This is a genomic window from Microbacterium sp. 69-7, assembly GCF_001897985.1.
In the GTDB taxonomy this organism is placed as follows: Bacteria; Actinomycetota; Actinomycetes; order Actinomycetales; family Microbacteriaceae; genus Microbacterium; species Microbacterium laevaniformans.
Genome location: NZ_MKRU01000019.1, coordinates 1 through 21297, shown reverse-complemented (window position 1 = coordinate 21297; position 21297 = coordinate 1). Strand labels below are relative to the sequence as shown.

21 protein-coding genes are annotated in these 21297 nt (G+C 70.4%); 10 read left to right on the top strand and 11 right to left on the bottom strand.

Features of this window, described 5'->3' with window-relative positions; genetic code table 11:
* Positions 1–19 precede the first annotated feature (19 nt).
* The 4 genes from BGN98_RS02090 (at position 20) to BGN98_RS02075 (ending at position 4976) form a co-directional block, all read left to right on the top strand.
* Positions 20–643: a TetR/AcrR family transcriptional regulator gene (locus tag BGN98_RS02090; protein ID WP_005054806.1), complete on the top strand. Its 624-nt coding sequence runs from the start codon at positions 20–22 to the stop codon at positions 641–643.
* Positions 643–1338: a hypothetical protein gene (locus BGN98_RS02085; protein WP_005054805.1), complete on the top strand. Its 696-nt coding sequence runs from the start codon at positions 643–645 to the stop codon at positions 1336–1338. The genes BGN98_RS02090 and BGN98_RS02085 overlap by 1 nt, the downstream gene beginning before the upstream one ends.
* A complete protein-coding gene (locus tag BGN98_RS02080; protein ID WP_005054802.1) occupies positions 1335–3188 on the top strand; it encodes a YhgE/Pip family protein in 1854 nt (617 codons plus the stop codon). Before BGN98_RS02085 ends, BGN98_RS02080 begins: the two co-directional genes overlap by 4 nt.
* Before the next feature lie 342 nt (positions 3189–3530).
* Positions 3531–4976: a phytoene desaturase family protein gene (locus tag BGN98_RS02075; protein WP_288119245.1), complete on the top strand. Its 1446-nt coding sequence runs from the start codon at positions 3531–3533 to the stop codon at positions 4974–4976.
* A 19-nt stretch (positions 4977–4995) separates the two neighbouring features.
* Here BGN98_RS02075 and BGN98_RS02070 read toward each other — a convergent pair whose 3' ends face one another.
* From BGN98_RS02070 to BGN98_RS02035, 8 genes are all read right to left on the bottom strand, one after another.
* Positions 4996–5559 (bottom strand): GNAT family N-acetyltransferase, encoded by a 564-nt coding sequence (locus BGN98_RS02070; protein ID WP_288119243.1) that lies wholly within the window; start codon positions 5557–5559, stop codon positions 4996–4998.
* Positions 5560–5847: 288 nt separating this feature from the next.
* Complete coding sequence (gene mnhG / locus BGN98_RS02065) at positions 5848–6204, bottom strand: monovalent cation/H(+) antiporter subunit G (RefSeq protein ID WP_288119241.1); 357 nt, start codon at positions 6202–6204, stop codon at positions 5848–5850.
* Positions 6201–6470, bottom strand: a complete 270-nt coding sequence (locus tag BGN98_RS02060; protein WP_288119240.1) for an MrpF/PhaF family protein — start codon at positions 6468–6470, stop codon at positions 6201–6203. The genes mnhG and BGN98_RS02060 overlap by 4 nt, the downstream gene beginning before the upstream one ends.
* On the bottom strand, positions 6467–7048 hold the full coding sequence (locus BGN98_RS02055) for a Na+/H+ antiporter subunit E (protein WP_288119238.1): 582 nt from the start codon (positions 7046–7048) through the stop codon (positions 6467–6469). Before BGN98_RS02055 ends, BGN98_RS02060 begins: the two co-directional genes overlap by 4 nt.
* Positions 7045–8610 (bottom strand): Na+/H+ antiporter subunit D, encoded by a 1566-nt coding sequence (locus tag BGN98_RS02050; RefSeq protein WP_288119236.1) that lies wholly within the window; start codon positions 8608–8610, stop codon positions 7045–7047. The genes BGN98_RS02055 and BGN98_RS02050 overlap by 4 nt, the downstream gene beginning before the upstream one ends.
* Positions 8607–9152 (bottom strand): Na(+)/H(+) antiporter subunit C, encoded by a 546-nt coding sequence (locus BGN98_RS02045; RefSeq protein WP_036286822.1) that lies wholly within the window; start codon positions 9150–9152, stop codon positions 8607–8609. The genes BGN98_RS02050 and BGN98_RS02045 overlap by 4 nt, the downstream gene beginning before the upstream one ends.
* The gene (locus tag BGN98_RS02040) at positions 9149–12076 is read right to left on the bottom strand and encodes a Na+/H+ antiporter subunit A (RefSeq protein ID WP_288119232.1); all 2928 of its coding nucleotides are present in this window, start codon (positions 12074–12076) and stop codon (positions 9149–9151) included. The genes BGN98_RS02045 and BGN98_RS02040 overlap by 4 nt, the downstream gene beginning before the upstream one ends.
* A gap of 56 nt (positions 12077–12132) precedes the next feature.
* Positions 12133–13182 (bottom strand): LacI family DNA-binding transcriptional regulator, encoded by a 1050-nt coding sequence (locus BGN98_RS02035; protein WP_288119231.1) that lies wholly within the window; start codon positions 13180–13182, stop codon positions 12133–12135.
* 108 nt (positions 13183–13290) lie between these two features.
* On the opposite strand from BGN98_RS02035, the gene BGN98_RS02030 reads away from it, so the two are divergent.
* From BGN98_RS02030 to BGN98_RS02015, 4 genes are all read left to right on the top strand, one after another.
* Positions 13291–14523 carry an MFS transporter gene (locus BGN98_RS02030; protein ID WP_288119229.1) on the top strand — a complete coding sequence of 411 codons (1233 nt, stop codon included), beginning with the start codon at positions 13291–13293 and terminating at the stop codon, positions 14521–14523.
* 83 nt (positions 14524–14606) lie between these two features.
* Positions 14607–15944: an HNH endonuclease signature motif containing protein gene (locus BGN98_RS02025; protein ID WP_288119227.1), complete on the top strand. Its 1338-nt coding sequence runs from the start codon at positions 14607–14609 to the stop codon at positions 15942–15944.
* Positions 15945–15988: 44 nt separating this feature from the next.
* Positions 15989–16681 (top strand): endonuclease NucS, encoded by a 693-nt coding sequence (gene nucS, locus BGN98_RS02020; protein WP_288119225.1) that lies wholly within the window; start codon positions 15989–15991, stop codon positions 16679–16681.
* A gap of 20 nt (positions 16682–16701) precedes the next feature.
* A complete protein-coding gene (locus BGN98_RS02015; protein WP_288119223.1) occupies positions 16702–17397 on the top strand; it encodes an HAD hydrolase-like protein in 696 nt (231 codons plus the stop codon).
* A gap of 181 nt (positions 17398–17578) precedes the next feature.
* On the opposite strand, the gene BGN98_RS02010 is transcribed toward BGN98_RS02015, so the two are convergent.
* The gene (locus tag BGN98_RS02010) at positions 17579–17785 is read right to left on the bottom strand and encodes a cold-shock protein (protein WP_028496198.1); all 207 of its coding nucleotides are present in this window, start codon (positions 17783–17785) and stop codon (positions 17579–17581) included.
* A gap of 208 nt (positions 17786–17993) precedes the next feature.
* On the opposite strand from BGN98_RS02010, the gene BGN98_RS02005 reads away from it, so the two are divergent.
* A complete protein-coding gene (locus BGN98_RS02005; RefSeq protein WP_288119219.1) occupies positions 17994–18644 on the top strand; it encodes a GntR family transcriptional regulator in 651 nt (216 codons plus the stop codon).
* A 45-nt stretch (positions 18645–18689) separates the two neighbouring features.
* Here BGN98_RS02005 and BGN98_RS02000 read toward each other — a convergent pair whose 3' ends face one another.
* Both BGN98_RS02000 and BGN98_RS01995 read right to left on the bottom strand, forming a co-directional pair.
* Positions 18690–19436: an SDR family NAD(P)-dependent oxidoreductase gene (locus BGN98_RS02000; RefSeq protein ID WP_061683402.1), complete on the bottom strand. Its 747-nt coding sequence runs from the start codon at positions 19434–19436 to the stop codon at positions 18690–18692.
* Between the two features lie 9 nt (positions 19437–19445).
* Entirely contained in the window at positions 19446–20651 is a 1206-nt protein-coding gene (locus BGN98_RS01995; protein WP_288119217.1) for an MFS transporter, read from the bottom strand.
* Positions 20652–20710: 59 nt separating this feature from the next.
* Here BGN98_RS01995 and BGN98_RS01990 point away from each other — a divergent pair.
* Positions 20711–21297, top strand: a 587-nt coding sequence (locus BGN98_RS01990) for a GntR family transcriptional regulator (protein ID WP_288119215.1), incomplete at its 3' end; no start/stop codon positions are given.

Genomic DNA, 21297 nt, shown 5'->3' with positions numbered 1-21297 from the left:
AAGTTAATACACTGACCGGGTGACCACCCCCGCACCCCTTCGACGCCCGAGAAAGGATGCCGCCGCCAACCGTGCCGGCATCCTGCAGGCGGCTGCGACCACCCTGGCGCTCGACCCGTCTGCCTCGATCGACCAGATCGCCCGCGCCGCCGGATTGTCACGGCGTGCACTGTATGGACACTTCGACGACCGCCAGGCGCTGCTCACGGAGCTCATCGCCGCGGGCGCCCAGCGCTTCAACGCGATCGCCTCGTCGCTCGACGAGCCGCACCCTCCGCTCGCCCTGGCCCGGTTGACGGCGGCGCTGTGGACCGAGGCCGCGCATGTGCAGGTCGCCGCCGCTCTCGCGCTCGACGAGAGCCACCTCGAACAGACCGCTACCGCACTCGCACCTCTGCGGCGCGCCCTCGTCGATGTCGTCCGCGCCGGTCAGGACGACGGCACCCTCCGCGTCGACATGGCCGCCCCGACCCTCGCGCGTCTCATCGAAGAGACGGCGCGCGCCGCGGTCAGCCGCATCGACGCGTCGTCACCGATCGCGACCTCGCTCGCCGTGCGCGCCGTCCTCAGCATCGCCGGACTGTCCTGGCGCGAGTCCGAAGCGCTGCTGAACGCCCACCCCGATGTGCTGGAGGCGAACTGATGCGCGTGCGTCTGGATGGGGTGCAGAAGGGCCGCCGCGGAGAGGCCCTGGGCGCGACGAGCCTCAGCTACCGCAGCGGCCGCGCCACCCTCGCGGTCGCCGAGACCGAGCAGCGCCCCACGGTGCTGGGCCTCATCGCATCGGGGCGGATGCGCCCGGATGCCGGCACCGTCGCACTCGACGAGGCCACCGACCGCCGCGCCCGCAACGCGCTGCGCCGTCGTGTCGCCCTCGTCGATGCCCCCGATGTCAGCGAGCCCGCGCCGAACATCGCCGTGGCCGGTGTCGTCGCCGAAGAGCTCATGTTCGCTGGCCTCGCATCCGACCCGCTGTCGGCACGGCGGTGGCTCGACGAGCACGACCTCCGATCGTCGGCGCGACTGCCGATCGCCGACCTCGCACCGGCGCACCGGCTGCGCATTCTTCTCGAACTCGCGTCCGCGCGTCCCGGGGTCGACGGCCTCGTCCTCGTCTCCCCCGACCGCCACGGCGGCGACCCCGCCCAGTGGTGGGAGCTCGCCGAGGAGTTCGCCGACCGAGGGTTCGCCGTGCTCGTCATCGCCGGCGAAGCAGCCGCTGCTGCACTGGCCGACACCTCGGCATCCCTGGCGCCACATCCCTCCAGCGCCCGGGTCCTCAAGCCCAGTCGCGTGCGCCTGCGCACCACCGCTCCCCTCGCTGGAGGCCACCGATGAAGATCCCCGCCATGATCGCTGCCGAGCTGCGGCGCCTCACGGCGACGCGGATGTCGGTCATCGCCCTCGTCGCCCTCATGCTCGTGCCCGTCCTCTACGGCGGGCTCTACCTGTGGGCCAACCAGGACCCGTACGGGCACTTCTCGGAGGTTCCCGTCGCACTGGTCGACCTCGATGAGGGGTCGGGGACCGGCGGCGATGCGGCACAGTACGGCAGCCAGGTCTCGCAGCAGCTCATCGACGGTCACGCCTTCGACTGGCGTGCGATGAGCGAGGCGGATGCCGCGACCGCGCTCCACGACGGCACGGTCGACTTCATCGTGACGATCCCCTCGGACTTCTCCGCGGCCCTCGTCTCCTCCGGCGGTACCGCACCGCACCAGGCGACGATCGGGCTGCAGACCAACGACGCCAACAACTACCTGGCCTCGACCATCGGCACGCAGGCCGTCGAGAAGATCCGTCGCTCGGTCGCCGAGCTCGTCGGTCAGGAGGCGGCGTCGCGCCTGCTCGGAGGCCTCGCCGACATCCGCGCCCAGCTCGTGCAGGCGGCCGACGGTGCCACCACCCTCGCCGACGGCGCCTCCCAGGTCGCCGCAGGCAGCACGACGCTGGCGCAGGGCACCGCGGCGCTCGCGCAGGGCGCAGGAACGCTCACCGACGGTGCGAACCAGGTCGCCTCGGGCGCCGCGCAGGTCGCCGACGGAGCAAACCGCGTGTCGGCAGGCACGGCGACGCTCGACGGCTACGCGGATCGCGCGTCATCCGCAGGGCAGCAGGTGGTCGCCGCGATCCCGCAGGCCCGCACCGACATCGCGAAACTGCTGGCCGACCGCGGAGTCGACCAGCCGACGATCGACCGGGTGCTCGCTGCGCTCGATCCCATCGGCGATGCCGCGGTGAGCGGCAACGACCGCCTTCAGGCCGCGGTGTCGCAGGTTGACGAGCTGGCCTCTGGGGCGGCGCAGGTCGCCTCCGGCGCCGCACAGGTCTCCTCCGGGGCGGCGCAGGTCGCCGGCGGCGCCGGCTCGCTCCGCGACGGCGCCACCCAAGCGGCGGCCGGGGCTGCGACCCTCGCGTCCGGGACGGGTCAGGTCGCCGGCGGCGCGACACAGCTGCGCGACGGACTGGCGTCGGGAGTGCAGGCGATTCCCGACACGGATGCCGCAACCCGTGATGCTCAGGCCAAGACCATCTCCGATCCGGTCGCGGTGAGCTCGAGCGCGCAGACCTCGGCGGGAGATTACGGCGCCGGACTCGCCCCGTTCTTCGCTGCTCTCGCCGGCTGGATCGGCATCTACGCGCTCTTCCTCATCGTCAAGCCCATCTCGCGCCGAGCCGTCACGGCGCTGCGCTCGCCCCTCCGGGTGACCATCGCCGGCTGGCTGACCCCTGCCTTCCTGGGCAGCGTGGGCATGGTTGCGCTGTTCGGGGTGCTCTCCTTCGCCCTCGGCTTCCGGTTCGCCAACCCGCTCGGCACTCTCGGCATCCTGATGCTCGCCTCTTTCACCTACGCGGCGATCATCCTCGCGCTGAACGTCTGGCTGGGCTCGGTCGGCCAGTTCGTCGGCCTCGTACTCATGGTGCTGCAGCTTGTGACGGCGGGAGGGACCTTCCCCTGGCAGACGCTGCCGGCGCCGCTGGCGGCGCTGCACCACGTGCTGCCGATGGGATACGTCGTCGACGCCATGCGCCAGCTGATGTACGGCGGCGATCTCGCCCGCGTCGGCACGGACATCAGTGTGCTGCTGCTGTGGCTCGGCGGGGCGCTGGCCCTGGCGGCCGTGGGAGTGACACGGATGACACACCGCCGGACGCTCCGCGACCTGCAGCCGAGCCTGATCGGGTAGACCGTGGCGCGGACTCCGCCCGCCCTCCCGCGCCACGTTCCGTATTCAGTCCGCGAGAGCACGGCGACCAGCCCCACCCGCGGGATTCCGGGTCGGCCGGCCGAGCGTGAGCCGGCAGAGACTGAAGACGGAACACGGAGAGGCGGAGAGGCGGGGGCAGGCAGGCGCATCCGCGCGTCACCCCCACCGGCGCCGACCCGCAGGCCTCTACGATCGGAAGGGACCCGGAGGAGACTCAATGGCGACCAGCGCTCGGCAGTTCGACGGCGAGCGATCATCCGCCACTTTCGGCGGCTCGCGGCGGACTCGCCGTCCGCGACACGACGCCGGGGCGGGGCGGGCATGACCGACGTCGAGGTGGTGGGATCGGGCCCCAACGCCCTGGCCGCCGCTGTCACGCTCGCGCGGGCGGGCCTGTCGGTGCGGGTCTTCGAACGGATGGCACAGCTCGGCGGCGGAGCCCGCACCGCCGAGACGGTGGCACCCGGGTTCCGCCACGACACCTGCTCAGCCGTGCATCCGCTCGCGCTCGCCTCTCCCTTCTTCCGCGCGTTCGGGCTCGCGCGGCGCGTGGAGTTCGTCACGCCGGAGATCTCGTTCGCGCATCCCTTGAGCCCCGCCGACGGCGGCTCCGGCATCGCGTACCGCGACCTGGAGCGCACCGTCGACGGCCTCGGCCGCGACGGTGCCGCCTACCGACGGTTGATCGCCCCTCTCGCCAGCCGCGCGCGGGAGATCGCCCGGTTCACGGGGTCCCCGCTGCTGCGCGTGCCGCCGCATCCGCTCGTCACCGCCCGCTTCGGTGTGCGCGCGCTCGTCCAGGGCAGCGCCGCGTGGGATGCGCCGTTCACCGGCGCCGTCGCACCGGCCATGATCACCGGTGTCGCCGCCCACGCGATCGCGCCGCAGCCGAGCCTGGTCGCCGCGGCCGCCGGGCTCGCCCTGCAGACACACGCGCACGCGGGCGGTTGGCCGATCCCCATCGGCGGCTCGCAGGCGATCTCGGACGCTCTCGCCGACGACCTTCGCGCACACGGCGGCGAGATCGTTCTCGACCATGAGATCACCTCGCTCGACGAGCTGACCGCCCGCGCGGTGGTGCTCGACGTCACACCGCGAGCGCTCGTGCGGCTCGCCGGCGAGCGGATGCCGGGGTCCTATCGACGACGCCTGGAGCGATTCCGCTACGGCAGCGGCTCCGCGAAAGTGCAGTTCGCGTTGTCGGGGCCGGTCCCCTGGGCCGACGAACGGATCGCCGGAGCCGGCACCGTGCACATCGGCGGCACGCGTGCCCGGATCGCCGCGGCCGAGCGCGACGTGCTCGCCGGGCGACACGCGGCATCCCCCTATGTGCTCGTCTCGCAGCCGTCGGTCTTCGACTCCACCCGCGCACCCGAAGGCCACCACGCCCTCTGGGCGTACACGCACGTGCCGGCCGGTTCGACGGTGGACCAGACCGAGGCCGTGATCCGGGCGATCGAGAACGTCGCACCCGGGTTTCGCGATGTGATCATCGCGTCGCACAGTACGACCGCCGCCCAGCTCGAAGCCGACAACCCGAACTACATCGGCGGCGACATCGCGGCCGGCGCCGCGACACTGCGTCAGCTGCTCGCGCGCCCCGTCCTCAGCACCGAGCCGTGGCGTACGCCTCTGCCGGGCGTCTACCTCTGTGGGGCCGCGACGAGTCCCGGTCCGGGGGTCCGCGGGCAGTCGGGATGGTTCGCGGCACGCAGCGTGTTACGGCACGAGTTCGGGATGGCGCACACGCCCTCGCTCGCGCCCTGAGATCCCTGCTCCGGCCGCGTCACCGCGTCGGCATCACCTTCTCGAAGCGGAAGCCCCGGTCCTCACCGTCGAAGCTCTCCGCCGACCCCTCCGGAGGGGTCGGACCGCCGGGCGGCTCCGGGTGAGGATGCCCCTCGTGGAAGAACTCCACCGCGTGAAAGCCGCAGACGTTGATGTAGAAGTGGATGTTGCGCACTTCGAAGTGGGGGGTGAAGGTCTCCCAGACCCTCGTGTCGGGATAGTGCTCCTCGATCGCCCGCCACGCCAGCCGCCCGAGTCCTTGACCTTCTCGACCGAGGTCGATGAAGAACAGCTCCAGCGACCGGTGGCCGGGTTCGCGCCCAGGGACGACGACCGCGCCCCCGACGCGCTCGCCCCCCTGGATGACCTGGAAGACCTCTGCGCCGGGCGCATCGAACGACGCTGCCAGCTCCTGGTCGCTGGGTATGGGCTCGGGGCTGGGGTGTCCCGTCTCCCTCTCCACCGCTGGCGCAAACGACGCCTGGAGGCGCGTGCTGAAGTCGGAAAGGTCGTCGGGGAGCGCCGGCTCGAGCGTCAGGGGTGGTGGGGTCGTGGTCGTCACGGTGCGGTGCCTCTCTGGAGCGGTGCTTCCAGTACACACTCCGCACCCGCCGAGCACATCGGCCGACTGACCGGTCCTGATCCCCGGTTCGGGGGGTCCTCACCCCGAACACCCGAGTGCGCCCGGCCGCACCCGGCGAAGAGTATCGGGGCCGGACCCGTGACCCCCCAGTTGACGGTCCGGCCCCCGACTCGTCCAGTGTGCCGGGGATGCCGGGCGCTCGCGCCGTTGTCCACAGGAGGCATCGGCATCCCCGGCACATCCGCCCATGGGGAGGAGTTCTCGCGCTCAGCCGCCCGCGGCGGGGGGCGTCCGACGGGCCTCGTCGAGCTCGTCGACGTACAGCGAGCGCTCGTCGATCGTGCCGTTGCGATAGGCCTGGCGCCCGACCATGTGCGCTGACAGCGGCGCCGTGGCCAGTTGCATCATCACCACGGGGACGAGGAAGGCGACGACCGGCCAGCTACGCAGCGAGAGCGCGATCGCCAGGCAGATGAGGATGAGCCCGAGCACCTGCGGCTTCGTCGCTGCGTGCAGACGCGTCGGCACATCGCGAAAGCGCAGCAGCCCGATCGCGGCCGTGATGCACAGCAGGCCGCCGATGAGCACGAGGACCAGGGCCACGATGTCGAGGATGTCGTTCATCGGTCGGTGTTGTCCCTCCGTGCGACGAAGCGCGCCACGGCGATGGAGCCGAAGACGCCGACGGCGGCGATGATCAGCAACGCCGGAAGCGACCGGGTGTGATGGTTGATCACCATGTCCGCGCCCAGGGCGCACATGACGAGCGTCAGCAGCACGTCCGATGCCACCGCGCGGTCGAGGATCGACGGTCCGACGATGATGCGCCAGAGCGTGAGCACGCCCGCGATCGCGAACACGACGTAGATGGCGACGATGAGGACGCTCACAGCCCGGCACCCCCCTCGCGCGGCGTCTGGGCGCCCGCCGCGCGGATCGTCTCCAGCTGGGCGCGCGAGCCGACGGCCCGCACGATCCGCGACTCCCAGCCCTGCACCGCGCGTCGCTGGTTCTCGACGTCGCGATCCGACGAGACGCCGAGGACATGCAGGAAGAGGATGCGGCGGTCACGGTCGACGTCAACGATCAGCGAGCCCGGGATGAGCGAGGCGGTCACCCCGACGTGCGCCATGATCAGGTCGTCGTCGGTGCGCAGCGGCACCGCGATCACCGCGGTGCCCGGATAGCGCCGCGGATTGAGGGTCTGCCACGCGACGAGCAAGGATCCACGGATCAGAGCGAGGAAGAACATCACCACGAAGACGAGGCCATACCAGAGGTTCACCCGTCCCGACAGCTCGACCGCCGGCAGTCGGAACACGCGGGTCACCACGAGCGCCACGACGACGCCGGTCACGGCGGCGAGCACCGTGAACTGACCCCACAGCAGCATCCACAGGGCGACCAGCCACACGAAGAAGGGAAGCTGGCGCCAGACGGCGGCGGCCACCGATGATGTCGGGCTCACGATCCGCCCCCATCGTCGAGCTGCACGAGCGTGACGGGCGTGAGCAGCGCATCGCCGATGCTCGCGCACAGCGTGTAGAGAGGACCGGCGAAGACCGTGAGGGCGACGGTGACCGCGACCATCCCCGCCGTCGTGGCGGTCATGATGCGCGGGATGACGCGGCGGGCGCCTTCGTCATCGGCCGCCGGGGCATCGCCGAGGTACGAGATGCGGTCGACGACACCGGTCTCCTCCGTGTGGTCGTCGTCCTCGCGCCAGAAGGCGAGGTTCCACGCGCGCATGAGGGTGTACAGGGTGAGCAGCGAGGTGACGATGCCGCCGACGATCAGGATGTACATGAGCGGCGTGCCGACCTCGGCCGCGGCGTCGAACAACGCGAGCTTTCCGATGAAGCCCGAGAACGGCGGCAGGCCGCCGAGGTTGATCGCCGGGATGAAGAACAGCACCGCCAGCAGGGGTGCGGCACGCATCAGACCCTTCACCTTCAGGATCGACGTCGAGCCGGCACGACGCTCGACGAGGCCGACCGCGAGGAAGAGCGTGGTCTGCACGATGATGTGGTGGACCATGTAGTAGATGGTCGCGCCGAGGGCGAGGGGCGTCGCGATCGCGAGCCCGAACACGAGGTAGCCGACGTGGCTGACGAGCGTGAACGACAGGATGCGCTTGAGCTCGGCTTGCGCCAGCGCGCCGAGGACGCCGACGATCATCGTCGCCAGCGCGACGATCAGCAGCAGGGTGTTGACGTCGTTGTCGCGGAAGATCTGCGTCTCGGTGCGGATCATCGCGTAGACGCCGACCTTCGTCAGCAGTCCCGCGAAGACCGCGGTGACGGGGGCCGGCGCGGTCGGGTACGAGTCGGGCAGCCAGAACGACAGAGGGAACACGGCAGCCTTGATGCTGAACGCGAGCAGCAGCATGAGGTGCAGGACAAGCTGCGTCGAATCCGGAAGCTCCGTCATCCGCTCGGCCAGCTGTGCGATGTTCACGGTGCCCAGGGCCCCGTAGATGGCGGCGATGGCGGCGAGGAAGAGGATCGAGGAGACGAGCGAGACGACGATGTAGACGACCCCGGCGCGGATGCGCGACTCCGTGGAGCCGAGGGTGATGAGCACGTAGGAGGCGACCAGCAGGATCTCGAAGCCGACGTAGAGGTTGAAGAGGTCGCCCGCGATGAACGCGTTGAAGATACCCGCCGACAGGATGAGGTACGAGGGGTGGAAGATCGTCACGGGGGTGTCGTCGTCGCCGTCGGCCGCACCCTGCCCGACGGAGAAGAGCAGAACCGCGAGCAGCACGATGCTCGAGATCACGACGAGCAGCGCCGCGAGTCGATCGACGTACAGCACGATCCCGAACGGGATCGGCCAGCCGCCCACCGACACGGCGATCGCCTGCCCCGACGAGTCGACGGTGTACAGGAGCACGGCGGCGATCGCCGCCACGAGCGTCAGCGTGATGACCGAGACACCGACCTGGACGCGGCGCTGGCGACCGAAGACGAGCGCGATGCCCGCGCCGAGCAGCGGCAGGGCGACGAGAAGGGGAACCAGAGCGCTCACCGCGCATCACCCCCGTCTCGGCCGTCTCGACCCGGGCGATCGACGGGTGCGTCGTCGCGGATGCCGTCGAGGTCGCGGTGGTGCAGCACCGTGATCGGGGCCGTCTCGGTGCCGATGAAGTCGGTCGTCGCATCCTCGTCGTCGTCTTCGATGGACGTCTCGTCGTCCATCTCGTCCTCTTCGACCGCACCGCGATCACGCACGGCGATGTCTTCCTCATCGTCGACCACCGTGTCGGCCTGGCCCAACTGCCAGGAGCGGTAGATGAGCGCGAGCAGGAAGGCCGAGACGGCGAAGGTGATGACGATCGCCGTGAGCGTCAGCGCCTGCGGCAGTGGGTCGCTCATCTCATCGACGTCACCCGCGCCGAAGAAGGGGGCGATGCCGGGGCGGCCCATGACGACCAGCAGGAACAGGTTGGTCGCGTTGCCCAGCAGCAGGAAGCCGATCAGCACGCGGGTGAGGCTGCGCTCGAGCATCGCGTAGGCGCCGCACGCGAAGAGGGCGGCCATGATGACGATGAGAACGGCCGAGACGGTCACGAGACCATCACCCCCCGCTCGCGAACTTCCTGCGTCTGCCGGTCGACCTCGCCACCGAGCGAACGCAGCACGTCGAGCACGAGGCCGACCACAACGAGGTAGACGCCGATGTCGAACAGGGTCGACGTCACGAACTCGATGTGACCGATGATCGGGATCTCCGCCTCCCAGAACACGCTCTTCAGCGGCGGCAGACCGAACAGCAGCGGCAGCACCGCCGTGGCGACGGCGAGCGCCATCCCGGCGCCGAGCAGACGCCCGGCATCCGTGGGGGCCGCCGCACCGAGCTCGTATCGCCCGCCCGCCACGTAGCGCATGACGAGCGCCATGCCGGCGACGAGCCCTCCCGCGAAGCCTCCGCCGGGGAGGTTGTGACCGGCGAAGAGCAGGTAGATCGACACGACGATGATCGTGTGGAAGAGGATCCGCACGATGACCTCGAGCAGGATCGACCGGTTCTCCGGGCGCACCTTCTGGCCGCCCACGAGCCATGTCTGACGCGTGCTGTCGGGATCGCTTCCGCGGGGCCGCGGTCCCTCCGCCGTTTCGATGAGGGGACGTCGCGTGCGGGTGACGCCCGTCGGCAGCGCCGAGATCGACCGGGAGATGAGATCGGAGCGGTGGGTGACGAACACGAGCGAGGCCACACCGGTGGCGGCGAGGATCAGGACCGACAGCTCTCCCATCGTGTCCCAGCCGCGCAGGTCGACGAGGGCCACGTTCACGACGTTCTTCCCGTGTCCGAGCTCGTAGGCGAGGTCGGGGAAACGCTCGGAGATCGGCGTCGCCACGCGCGCTCCGGTCGCGACCATCGCGACCATCGCCATCGTCGCGCCGACCGCGATGGCGAGGATCGCCCGGAGGATCGGCTTGACGGAGGCATTGTGCTCCCCCAGGCGCGCGGGGATCCGACGCAGCACCAGCGCGAACGCCACGAGGGTGACCGTCTCGACGAGGATCTGCGTCAGCGCGAGGTCGGGCGCACCGCTGGTTGCGAACAGGGCGACCATGCCGAGTCCGGTCGCCGAGACCAGCACGACGCCGGTGTAGCGCTTTCGGGCCCGCACCGCGAAGATCCCCGCGATGATCATGATCGGCGCGACCACCAGCTGCATGGGCGTCTGCCAGGCGTCGAGCGAGATCTGCCAGTCGCCGCTGGCGAACAGTGCCGTGCCCTCGGCCGCCACGAACACGACGAAGATCGTGCCGACGTAGACCGGCAGCGATCCGCGCTGAGTGAAGGTCGTGGTCCACACCGCGATGCGCGCGATCAGGCGGAGCACCAGGTTGTAGACATCGGCGGCGGTGAAGGGGAGCACGCGATGCGGCATCCGTCCCGTGCGCTGCGCGACGGCGAACACCACCGCGCCCAGCGCGATGCTGCCCAGCGAGAGGAACAGCGCCGGCTCCCACCCGTGCCAGAGCGCGAGATGGTACGGGTATCCGCCGACGGCGGGCAGTGTGTCGGCGTAGCCCGAGAACGCCGTGTCGAGCAGCGGGGCCGTGAAGCCCGCGGCGAGGGTCAACGCCGCAAGCAGGATCGGCGCCGCAAGGAAGCCCAGGGGAGGATCGGGCCACGGTGTGACGGGGCGGGCCGCACCCGCGGCATCCTTCTTCGTCCAGAACGCCCCCCATACGAAACGCAGGCCGTACGCGGTCGTGAGGATCGAGCCGAGAAGGATGCCGAGGAGCGGGATGAGAGCATCCGGGCGGGTACCGCCCTCGAGCAGCGAGGTGAGCACCGCCTCTTTCGCGACGAAGCCGACCGTGGGAGCGAATCCGACCATCGATGCGATGGCGATGATCGACACGACGGCGAGCGTGGGCGCCTGGCGCCCGACGCCGGACAGTTCGCCGATGTCGCGTGTGGACAGCTGGCGGTCGATGATGCCGACGATGAGGAAGAGCGCCGACTTGAAGAGCGCGTGGCCGATCAGCAGCGCGAGACCCGCAAGCGCGGAGTTTCGCTCTCCGTAGCCCAGCACGACGGTCAGCATGCCGAGCTGGCTCACCGTGCCGAAGGCGAGGATGCGCTTGAGATCGGATTCGCGCAACGCCTGGAAGCCGCCCAGCAGCATCGTGAAGATTCCCAGACCGATGACGATCGGTCGCCACAGCTCGTTCTCGGCGAACGCCGGCGCGAGCCGGGCGATCAGATAGATGCCGGCCTTGACCATCGCGGCCGCATGCAGATACGCGCTCACGGGCGTGGGCGCGGCCATCGCACCGGGGAGCCAGAAGTGGAAGGGGAAGATGGCCGATTTGCTGAGCGCACCGACCAGCAGCAGAACGATCGCGGTGGCGAGCAGTCCGTCACTTCCCGGCCGCAGGGCCGCCGCATCGCTCACGATCGCGGTGATGCTGTTCGTGCCGTAGATCACCGAGAGCATGACCGCGCCGACGAACATCACGAGTCCGCCGAGTGTCGTGACGAGCAGGGCCTGGAGGGCGGCTCGTCGGCTCGCGCCGCGCGCGTGGTAGAAGCCGATGAGCAGGTAGGACAGGATGCTGGTGATCTCCCAGAACATCACGAGCACGATGATGTCGTCCGTCAGGACGAGTCCGTACATCGCCCCCGCGAACCCGAGGAGCACCGCGGCGAACAGGCCGACGCCCTGCGTCTTGCCGTCGAAGTACCAGCGGCAATACAGCAGGACGAGCGCTCCCACCCCGGTGACGATGAGCGTGAGGACCCAGCTGAGGGTGTCCATGCGCATCGAGAGATCGATGCCGAGTTGGGGGATCCAAGGGAGGGACTCGGCCGGCACCCGACCGGCGATGACCTCGGGCGTGGCCATGGCGGCGTGGACGAAGGCCACGACCGGCAGCAGCGCTGCGACGAAGAATGCTCGCGAGCCGATTCGCCCGACCAGCCACGGCAGCGCCAGCGGAATCACCGCGAACGCAGCCAGGAACACGAGCAATCTGGCCTCCTGACGGGTCGCGGGGGTCGCAAGGCCAGTCTACCGGGCGCCTGGTGTCACCCGGCGCGCGAGGTCGTATTACCGATGCGGAATGTGGAAGTGAGGTCGACCGACTCCGGTTCACGCCCGTCGAGCATCGCAGCGATCGCGGCGCCTGCCGCGCGGCCCTTGACCGTCGCGGGCTGGACGAGCGTGGTCAGCTCGTAGGGGGCGAGCCCGTCGACGGGAACGCCGTCGAACCCGGTGACGCTGACGTCCTGGGGCACGCGCAGACCGGCATCCTCGGCGGCGCGGATGACACCGGCGGCCAGAAGGTCGCTCTGCGCGATGACGGCGGTGGGCCGGGTGCGCGGGTCGGCGAACAGCACGCGCCCCGCGGCGAATCCGTCGTCGATGGAGCTGCCCGCGCACGCGAAGGCCGGCGCGTCGGGGAAGACGTCACGAGCTCCCTGAAGACGATCGCGCGTCACGTCGACCGCGATCTCGGCGTCCGGCGCGATCCACCCGACCGTGCCGGCGGCGTCCTGCCACAGCGTGACGATCGCGACGCGGGTGTGGCCGAGATCGCGGACGTGCTGCGCCGCCCGCCGCTGCGCGTCACGGTTGTCCAGAGCGATGCGGGGAATGCCCTCGCCGGCGTCTCCTTCGACCACCACGACGGGGATGCCGCGGGCCTGGACGATCGGCAGCGACGCGCGGAGCGACCCATCGCAGCCGATGAGCACCGCGGCGTCGATGGACGCCGTCGTCAGGGTGGGGGCGTTCTCGATGTCGAGCTCGGCGTCGCGGCGTAGGAGGAGGAGGCCCGCACCGAGGGGGGCGACGGCTTCGGCGAGCCCGTCCATCAGGAGTCGCTGGACGGGGTCGACGAACATGAAATTCAAGGATGAACCGACGACGACGGCGACGATGCCGCTGCGGCCCAGACGCAGCGAGGCGGCGCGGGGGTCGGGCCCGGTGTAGCCGAGGGAGTCGGCGGCCTCGATGACCCGCAGTCGCGTGGTGTCCGAGACCGGGGTCTTGCCGCTGAAGACGACGGAGGCCGTCGACGGCGAGACGCCCGCGACGCGGGCGACGTCGGCGATGGTGGCCCGGCGGTTCGTCACTCCCCGATGCTAACCCGCGTCGAATCGTTTCGGGCCGGGGATCGGGGATGTGGCGCGCTCGTCGTCGAGGCATCGAATCGATTCGAGAAATGTGGATACAGTGAGGGGGTGATCTCACGCTCCCGCCTCGACCGCCGCCAGCTCGTCCGCTGGCGGACCTCGATCTTCACGCTGTTCCTCCTGTGCGGCGTGACCTTCGCGTCCTGGGCGTCGCGGCTGCCGGCCGTCAAGCAGAACCTCGCGATCGACGACTTCGAGGTCGGCATCCTGCTGTTCGCCATGGGTGTCGGCTCGCTCATCGGCGTGATGTCGGCCAACGTCGTGGTCGTTCGCTGGGGCGCCAAGCGCGGACTGTCCGTCACGATCGTGGGCATCGCCATCGGCCTGTTCCTGGCCGCGCTGGGAGTGGACGCGCTGTCGTCCTATCCCCTGACGGTGATCGGATTGGCGACCCTCGGCCTGTGCTTCGGCGCCACGGACGTCATGATGAACGTCGAGGCGGCCGAGGTCGAGCAGGCGTTCGAGCGCACTCTCATGCCGCTTTTCCACGCGTTCTTCAGCCTCGGCACCGTCGCAGGCGCCGGTATCGGCGTCGCGATGACGGCCTGGGGCGTCGGTGCATCGTGGCACCTCGGCACCGTGGCCGTTGTCTGGCTCGTGATCACGGCCAACGCGCTGCGATCCATCCCCCTGCAGGCGCAGGTCACGGTCGACCCCGATGCCGCGTCTCCGGCGCGCCGTGAGCGTCTGCACGCCGCGCTCGAGGTCTGGCGCGATCCGCGCACCTACGCGATCGGCGCCATCATCCTCGGCATGGCCTTCGCCGAAGGCAGTGCGAACGACTGGCTGACGATCGCGGTCGTCGACGGTCACAACGGGTCGGAGGCCACCGGAGCGGTCTTCCTCACGGTCTTCTCCGTCGCGATGACGGTGTTCCGCGCGGTGGGCGGCCCGCTCGTCGACCGCATCGGTCGCGTGTGGACCCTGCGCGCCCTGTCGGTGGCCGCCGGGGTGGGCCTGGTCGTCTTCATTCTCGCGCCGAACATTCCGATCGCCTTCATCGGCGTCGCCCTGTGGGGCGCCGGCGCGTCGCTGGGCTTCCCCCTCGGCATGTCGGCTGCGGCCGACGATCCTCGCAGGGCCGCGGCGTCCGTCTCCGCAGCGGCGACCATCGGCTACGTCGCCTTCCTCTGCGGACCGCCGGTGCTCGGCTGGGTCAGCCACCAGATCGGCATCCTGAACACCCTCTGGATCATCGTCGGGCTCATCGCCATGAGCGGCTTGGCATCCGGCGCCGCCAAGCCGATCGCGGGGTCGAAGGTGGGCGCGGGCCACCACTGAGGCGGTCGCTCTCCCCGGGATGCCGCGAGGGTCACCTGTGGGTAGATCGAACAAATGTCCGAAGGTCGCCGTACACTCGGGGTATGACGGAGATCGCGCCGGGGGGCGTCATCGAGACCGACAGCGGCGGCCGGTTCGTGGCTGTACTGTCGGGTCTCGTTGCGGACACTGAGGCGGTGGCTCGCGCTGTGACGGCGGCGCAGGTCGCGGAGGTGCGGGTGCTGGCGCGGGCGGGTCAGCTCGCGGAGCGGGAGGCGGCGGCACAGCGGGGGTCGGTGCGGGAGCACGACATGGTGTTGCGCTCGATCGCGGCGGAGCTGGGTGGGGTGCTGCGGGTGACCGATCGGACGGTGCAGCAGCGGATCGGTGAGGCGCGTGAACTCGTCGAAAGCTACCCCGCGACCCTCGACGCGTGGGAGGCGGAGCGGATCACGCGTGGTCATGTGCGGGTGATCGTGGATGCCGGCGGGCTCGTTCCCGCCGAGCGGCGGGCGGAGTTCGAAGCGGAGGCGATCCGGCTCTGTGAGGGGGATACGCCCAACCGGGTGCGGGCGGCGGTGGAGATTCTCGCCGAACGCACCGCGGAGCGTTCCTTCACCGAGCGCCACCGCACGGCGAGCGCGTGCCGCCGGGTCCGGGTGATCCCCGGGGCTGATGGCATGTCCGACCTCGTCGCGACAGTGCCGACGGTCATCGCCCACGGCATCCTCGACCGTCTTACGCAGCAGGCGATGGTGATCGCCGACAGCCGCCATCACGAGGGCGACGGCGTTGGCGATGGCGATACGCGGACGATGGCTCAGATTCGCGCCGACGTGCTCAGCGACATGCTGCTCACCGGCAGCCCGACCGTCGACCCCAGCGCGGTCGGCGACCGGCCCGGGGCCCTGGGCGCGATCCGTGCGCAGGTTCAGGTCATCGTCCCCGCACTCACCCTGCTCGACGCCGACGACGGACCCGCCGACCTCGTCGGACGTACCCCGGTCGACGCCGACACCGCCCGCGCTCTCGCCGCAAACGCGCCCACGCTCACCCGGATCCTCACCGACCCGGTAGAGCGGACCGTCCTCGCCGTCGATCGGTACCGCACCGCACAGTCGCAGCGCCGATTTCTCCGCGCCCGCGACCAGCACTGCCGGTTCCCCGGATGCCGACGGGCCGCGATCCGCTGCGAGATCGACCACACCGTCGACCACGCGCAGGGCGGCCCCACTGCCCTCTGGAACCTCGCCCACCTGTGTCAGCGGCACCACTCGATGAAGCAGTTCACCTCCTGGAGAGTGCGACAACACCCCGGCGGCATCCTCGAATGGACCTCACCCACCGGACGGGTCTACCGAGAAGACGCCCCCGTCCCCCTCGTGGCGTTCACGGTCGACCCACCACCGCATGCACCAGCGGAATCCGTGCCACCCTTCTGAGCGACCGCGCGGGTTCTTCCCGCGCGCCCTGCGAGACTGGACGGGTGCGTCTCATCATCGCCCGCTGCTCCGTCGACTACTCCGGACGGCTGAACACCCATCTTCCGCTGGCGACTCGCCTGATCATGATCAAGGCCGACGGGACCGTCGCGTTCCATCGAGACATCCAGCACGCCCCGCTCAACTGGATGAGCCCCCCGTGCACCCTCAGCGTCGAGGCGCCGGATGCCGAGTCGGCGTCGGCCGGCGTGATCGAACACTGGCGGGTCACCCACGCGAAGACCGGCGATGCCCTGCTCGTGCGGATCTACGAGGTGCTGCACGACTCGTCGCACGAGCTCGGCGTCGATCCCGGCCTGCAGAAGGACGGTGTCGAGGCCGACCTGCAGCGGCTGCTCGCCGAGCAGGTCGACGTGATCGGGGAGGGTCTCACTCTCGTGCGCCGGGAGTTCCCGACGGCGATCGGCCCCGTCGATCTGCTGCTGCGCAACCCGGACGGCGGCACGATCGCGGTCGAGGTCAAACGCCGCGGCGACATCGACGGTGTTGAGCAGCTCACCCGGTACCTCGAGCTGCTCAACCGCGACCCCCACCTCGCGCCGGTGGCAGGAGTGTTCGCCGCCCAGGAGATCAAACCGCAAGCCAAGACGCTCGCCGGCGACCGCGGCATCTGCTGCGTGACACTCGACTACGAGGGTATGAAGGGCGTCGAATCGGGCGCGCCGCGACTGTTCTGACAGCACCCTAGGCTGGACCCATGACGATGCGATCCCCTTTCACGTGCGTGCTCTGGGACGTCGACGGGACCCTCGTCGATGCTTCCGACGGCATTCTCCGCCGTCTCACGACCGCCCTCGAGCACTTCGGCAAGCCCGCGCCGACGCGTGACGAGCTCGTGCATTGGATCGGTCCGCCGATGTTCAACTCGTTCCAGGACAACGTCGGCATGACGCCGGAACAGGCCACCGAGGCCGTCGCGTACTACCGCACCCTCGGCAAGGCCGACGGGTACACCACGGGAGCGCGGCTCTACCCGGGAGTGGCCGAGATCATCGCCGACCTCGACACCGCACGCATCGCTCAGGCGACCGCGAGTTCGAAGCCGGAGGTGCAGGTCGTCGCCCTCATGGAGCACTTCGACCTGGCGCCGCACATGACGGCGATGGTGGGCTCCACCCCCGATGAGAAGACGCTCGCGTCGAAGTCCGACATCGTCGCCGAAGCCCTCCGCCGCCTACACGCGGCCGGAGTCGACACGAGCCGTCCGGTCCTCATCGGCGACCGTCACCACGACGTCGAGGGCGGCGCCGCACAGGGGGTGCCGGTGATCTTCGTGCGCTGGGGTTTCAGCTGGCCACACGAGGCCGATGGCGCGTCCGCCGCCGTGGAAGATGCGGCGCAGCTGCGGGCACTGCTGCTCATCGACGAAGAGTCCGCGTCTCACGCCGACTGAGCTCGGCCGAGAAAGAGGGGCGCTGCGCGGCGATCGCCGCTGCCGCCGTCGGCGCCGAGCACATCGTGCGGCTCGATCTGGAGTGATCCTCGCTCACGACGAACGAGCCGCCGTCACACAAGGTGCGGACGACGGCTCGTTCCGACGTGAAAACGGCCCGCTCGAAAGCGGGCCGTCGAACTCACAGGGGTCGGATGTTCTCCGCCTGCAGGCCCTTGGGGCCCTGGGCGATCTCGAACTCGACGCGCTGGTTCTCCTCGAGCGAGCGGTAGCCGCCCGACTGAATGGCGGAGTAGTGGGCGAAGACGTCAGCGCCGCCCTCATCGGGAGCGATGAACCCGAAGCCCTTCTCCGAGTTGAACCACTTGACGGTACCGCTGGTGCTCATGAACTGCCTTACTGACGTGCGATGACGACGCGAGTGCGCCGACGGGCTCCACGCTAACGGTCGGCATGGCCTCGCGCAGTATCAGATGAGACAAGGTGACACAAACGTTGCAAGAACACAGCCAAAGGTGGCAAGCCTGACACGCTCCCGCGGCGGGCGGCGGCGGCCGTACACTCGTCTCTGAGATGACCCGAACCGTCTCACCAAGATGTCTGCTTATCTACACCCGATCGATCACAACGATCTGACCACTGGCGTGAGCCTGAGCGATGAGGTCTACGCGCGCATCGGCGCGGCCATCGTCGATGGCTCCCTCGCGCCCGGAGAACGGCTGCGCGACGTCGACATCGCGACACAGCTGGGCATTTCGCGCACTCCCGTGCGAGAGGCTCTGCAGCGTCTGGAGCGTTTCGGCCTCGTCGAGATCGCCGTCGGGCGCTACACCCGCGTGTCCGTGCCCGACGAGCGCGTGCGACGCGAAACCGGAGTGTTCACCGCCTACCTCATGGGCAACGCGATCCGTCTCGCGCTCGCCAACGCCACCGACGACGAGCTCGACGACATCGTCGCGGTGGCCGGCACCGTCGTCGACAGCGCGGCGCACCGCGACATCGCGTCGCTGTTCTCCCGCTGTACGCAGATGTTCGAGCTCATGACCCGCGCCACCCACAACACGGTGTTCATCGGCGTCGTTCGCGAGGTGGCGCTGGCGATCGAGCGGAATCTGCGCGGTTGGGACCCGTTCCTCACGGCAGCGGCCGGTCGCGTCGACCTCTTCGACGCGCTGCGACGCCAGCTCGCCGAGCGCGACGGTCGCGGCGCCGAGGAGACGCTGCGACGGCTCCACGATCTGCACTGATCCCGCGCCGATGCGAGTCGGCGGATGCCGAGTGACCGGCGGCGTTCAGCGTCCGAGCACCATGCCGCCGTTCGCAGAGACGATCTGGCCGGTAACCCACCCGGCATCCGGACCGAGCAGCCAGGCGATGATCCCGCCGATCTCCTCGGCCGTGCCCACCCGGCCGACGAGGGTCTGCGCGATGCGGTTCTGCACGACGTCGTCCGAGACCCCCGCCCAGAACTCGGTCCCGGGCACGAATCCCGGTGCGACGACGTTGGCGGTGCCGCCGAAGCGGCCCAGCTGCGCGGCGAGATCGAACATCCACGCGTGCAGGGCAGCCTTGGACGCCCCGTACGAACCGGTCCGCGAGCCACGCAGGGCCGAGACCGACGACAGCAGCACGACGCGTCCCCCGTCGGCTTCCAGCGCGGGTCGCAGCGCTTCGACCAGCAGGACCGCGGTCATCACGTTGAGGTCGAATCCCGCACGCCAGTGATCGCGGACTGCTTCGAGGCTGTCGTCGGACGCCGCGGGGGCGTTGCCCCCGGCGGAGGCGACGACGCCCGCGCAGCCGAGTCCCGCCTCTCGCACGGCACCGGCCACGCGGCGTGCACCGTCGGGGCTGCTGACATCGGCATCCGCGACCAGGAACGACGACGGATCGTGGGCGGCGACCTCCTCGAGCGGTGCCCGCCGGCGGCCGACGAGGGTGACGTGGCGACCGGATGCGGCGAGGCGGAGGGCGGCGGCACGGCCGATACCGGTGCCGGCACCGGAGACGACGACGGTGGAGCGATGCGGGTCGTTCATGACACCACGCTAACCGTGCATGCCGCGGTCTCGGCGCGGAGTGATCGCGAGCGCGGCGAGCGGCGTCGCGCCGACCAGCGCGAAGGCGAGGGGGTAGCCGACCAGGGTGACGAGCGACCCGACCAGCGGGCCGACCGCCGACGCCGCGACGAACTGCCCGGTGTTCTGGATGCCGAGGGCGCGACCCGACCAGAAGGGTCCGGCCGCTTCGGCCACCGACGTGTACGCGAGGCCGTTGTCGGCGACCGCGATCGTGGACGCGACGAGATACAGCACGCCGACGAGCGCGTCGGCGTGCACGGCGCCGGCGACTGCGAGCGCCGCCATCGCCACGACACCGGCGCCGGCCACCCACCGCAGCACGCCGACGCGCGTGCCGACGCGGTCGCTGAGGCGGCCGACGACGATCCGGCCCAGCGCGCCCACGAACTGCGACGCCGCCACGAGCGCGCCGGCCGCCGCCGCACTCCATCCCATCGCTGTCACCAGCCACACGAGGCCGAAGATCGAGAGCGCGAACTGCGGGACGACGAGCAGAGCCGAGGCCACGTGGATGCGGACGAGGAACGCGCTGGCGCGATAGGGGTTGGTCGCGGCATCCGCCGGGCCGATGCGGCGCGCGGGGCGCGGTGGATTGCGGATGCCCCAAGCGCAGAGCACGGCGAGCGCGCCGGTCACCCCCGCGGCGACGACGAAGGGCGCGGCGAGCCCGCCCTCGGCCAGCGGTGGAACCGTCAGCGCAGCGGTGGCGACACCGAGCGGCTGGGACATCTGGCGGATGCCCATCGCGAGCCCCCGGCGCTGCACCGGGAACCAGCCGATCACGACGCGACCGCTCGCGGCGTTCGTGCTGGCCGAGGCGGCGCCACCGAAGGCGAGGAGCACGCCGAGAACGAGATATCCGTCGCTGCTCGCTGCGGCGGCAGCGAGCGAGAACACGGCGGTGAGGACGAGCCCGCCGGCGATGATCTGCCGTTCGCCGTACCTGTCGGTGAGCACGCCCCACACGACGAGCGTGCACACCATGCCGAGAGTGGGCGCCGATGCGAGCAGACCCGCCTGAGCGAGGGGCATGGCGCGCTGAGTGTGCAGGAGCGGGATCAGGTAGGCCGGCGCCGAGACGAGGAGGGTTCCGGCGGCTTGCGCCAACACCCCCAGCGCCAGCATCACCCACGCCCGCGTGGGCGTCGCTGTCGTCGTGTTCGTGCTCGGCATCGTCTGATCCTCCGTCGGGTACACTCTGGTATACCACCCTGGTACACCAGAGGAGCGACGTGACCACTTCCCCCGAGACCGGCAGTCCGTACGAGCGCCTGCGCGCCGCCATCCTGTCCCTCGACCTGTTGCCGGGTGAGCGGCTGAGCGAACGCGGACTCGAGTCGATGCTCGGCGCGTCGCGCACCCCCATCCGCGCCGCCCTCATGCGCCTCGAGAACGAGGGACTGACACGGCGCGATGACCGCACCTGGCGCGTGACGCCGATCGACCTCAGCGAGATCCGCGCGCTCATGGAGTACCGCGAGGCGCTCGAGACCGCCGTCGTCGCACTCGCGGTGGACCGCGCCGACGACGCCGAACTGGAAAGCCTCGGCGCGATCGCCCGTGCCGGCAGCGAGCACGACGACGCCGACGCCGTACTGCGCGACGGCAGCGACTTCCACGTCGCCCTGGCACGACTGTCGCGCAATCCGTTCCTGGTCGACGCGATCGCCGGCACGCTCGTGCGCCTCAGCCGCACGCGCTGGCTCGAGGTGCGCAGCGCCGCCTCCCGCGCCCACGCCGCCGCCGAGCACCGGGAGATCGTGGCCGCGGTCGCTGCCCGGGATGCCGAGCGCGCGCACGAGCTCGTCGTCGCACACGG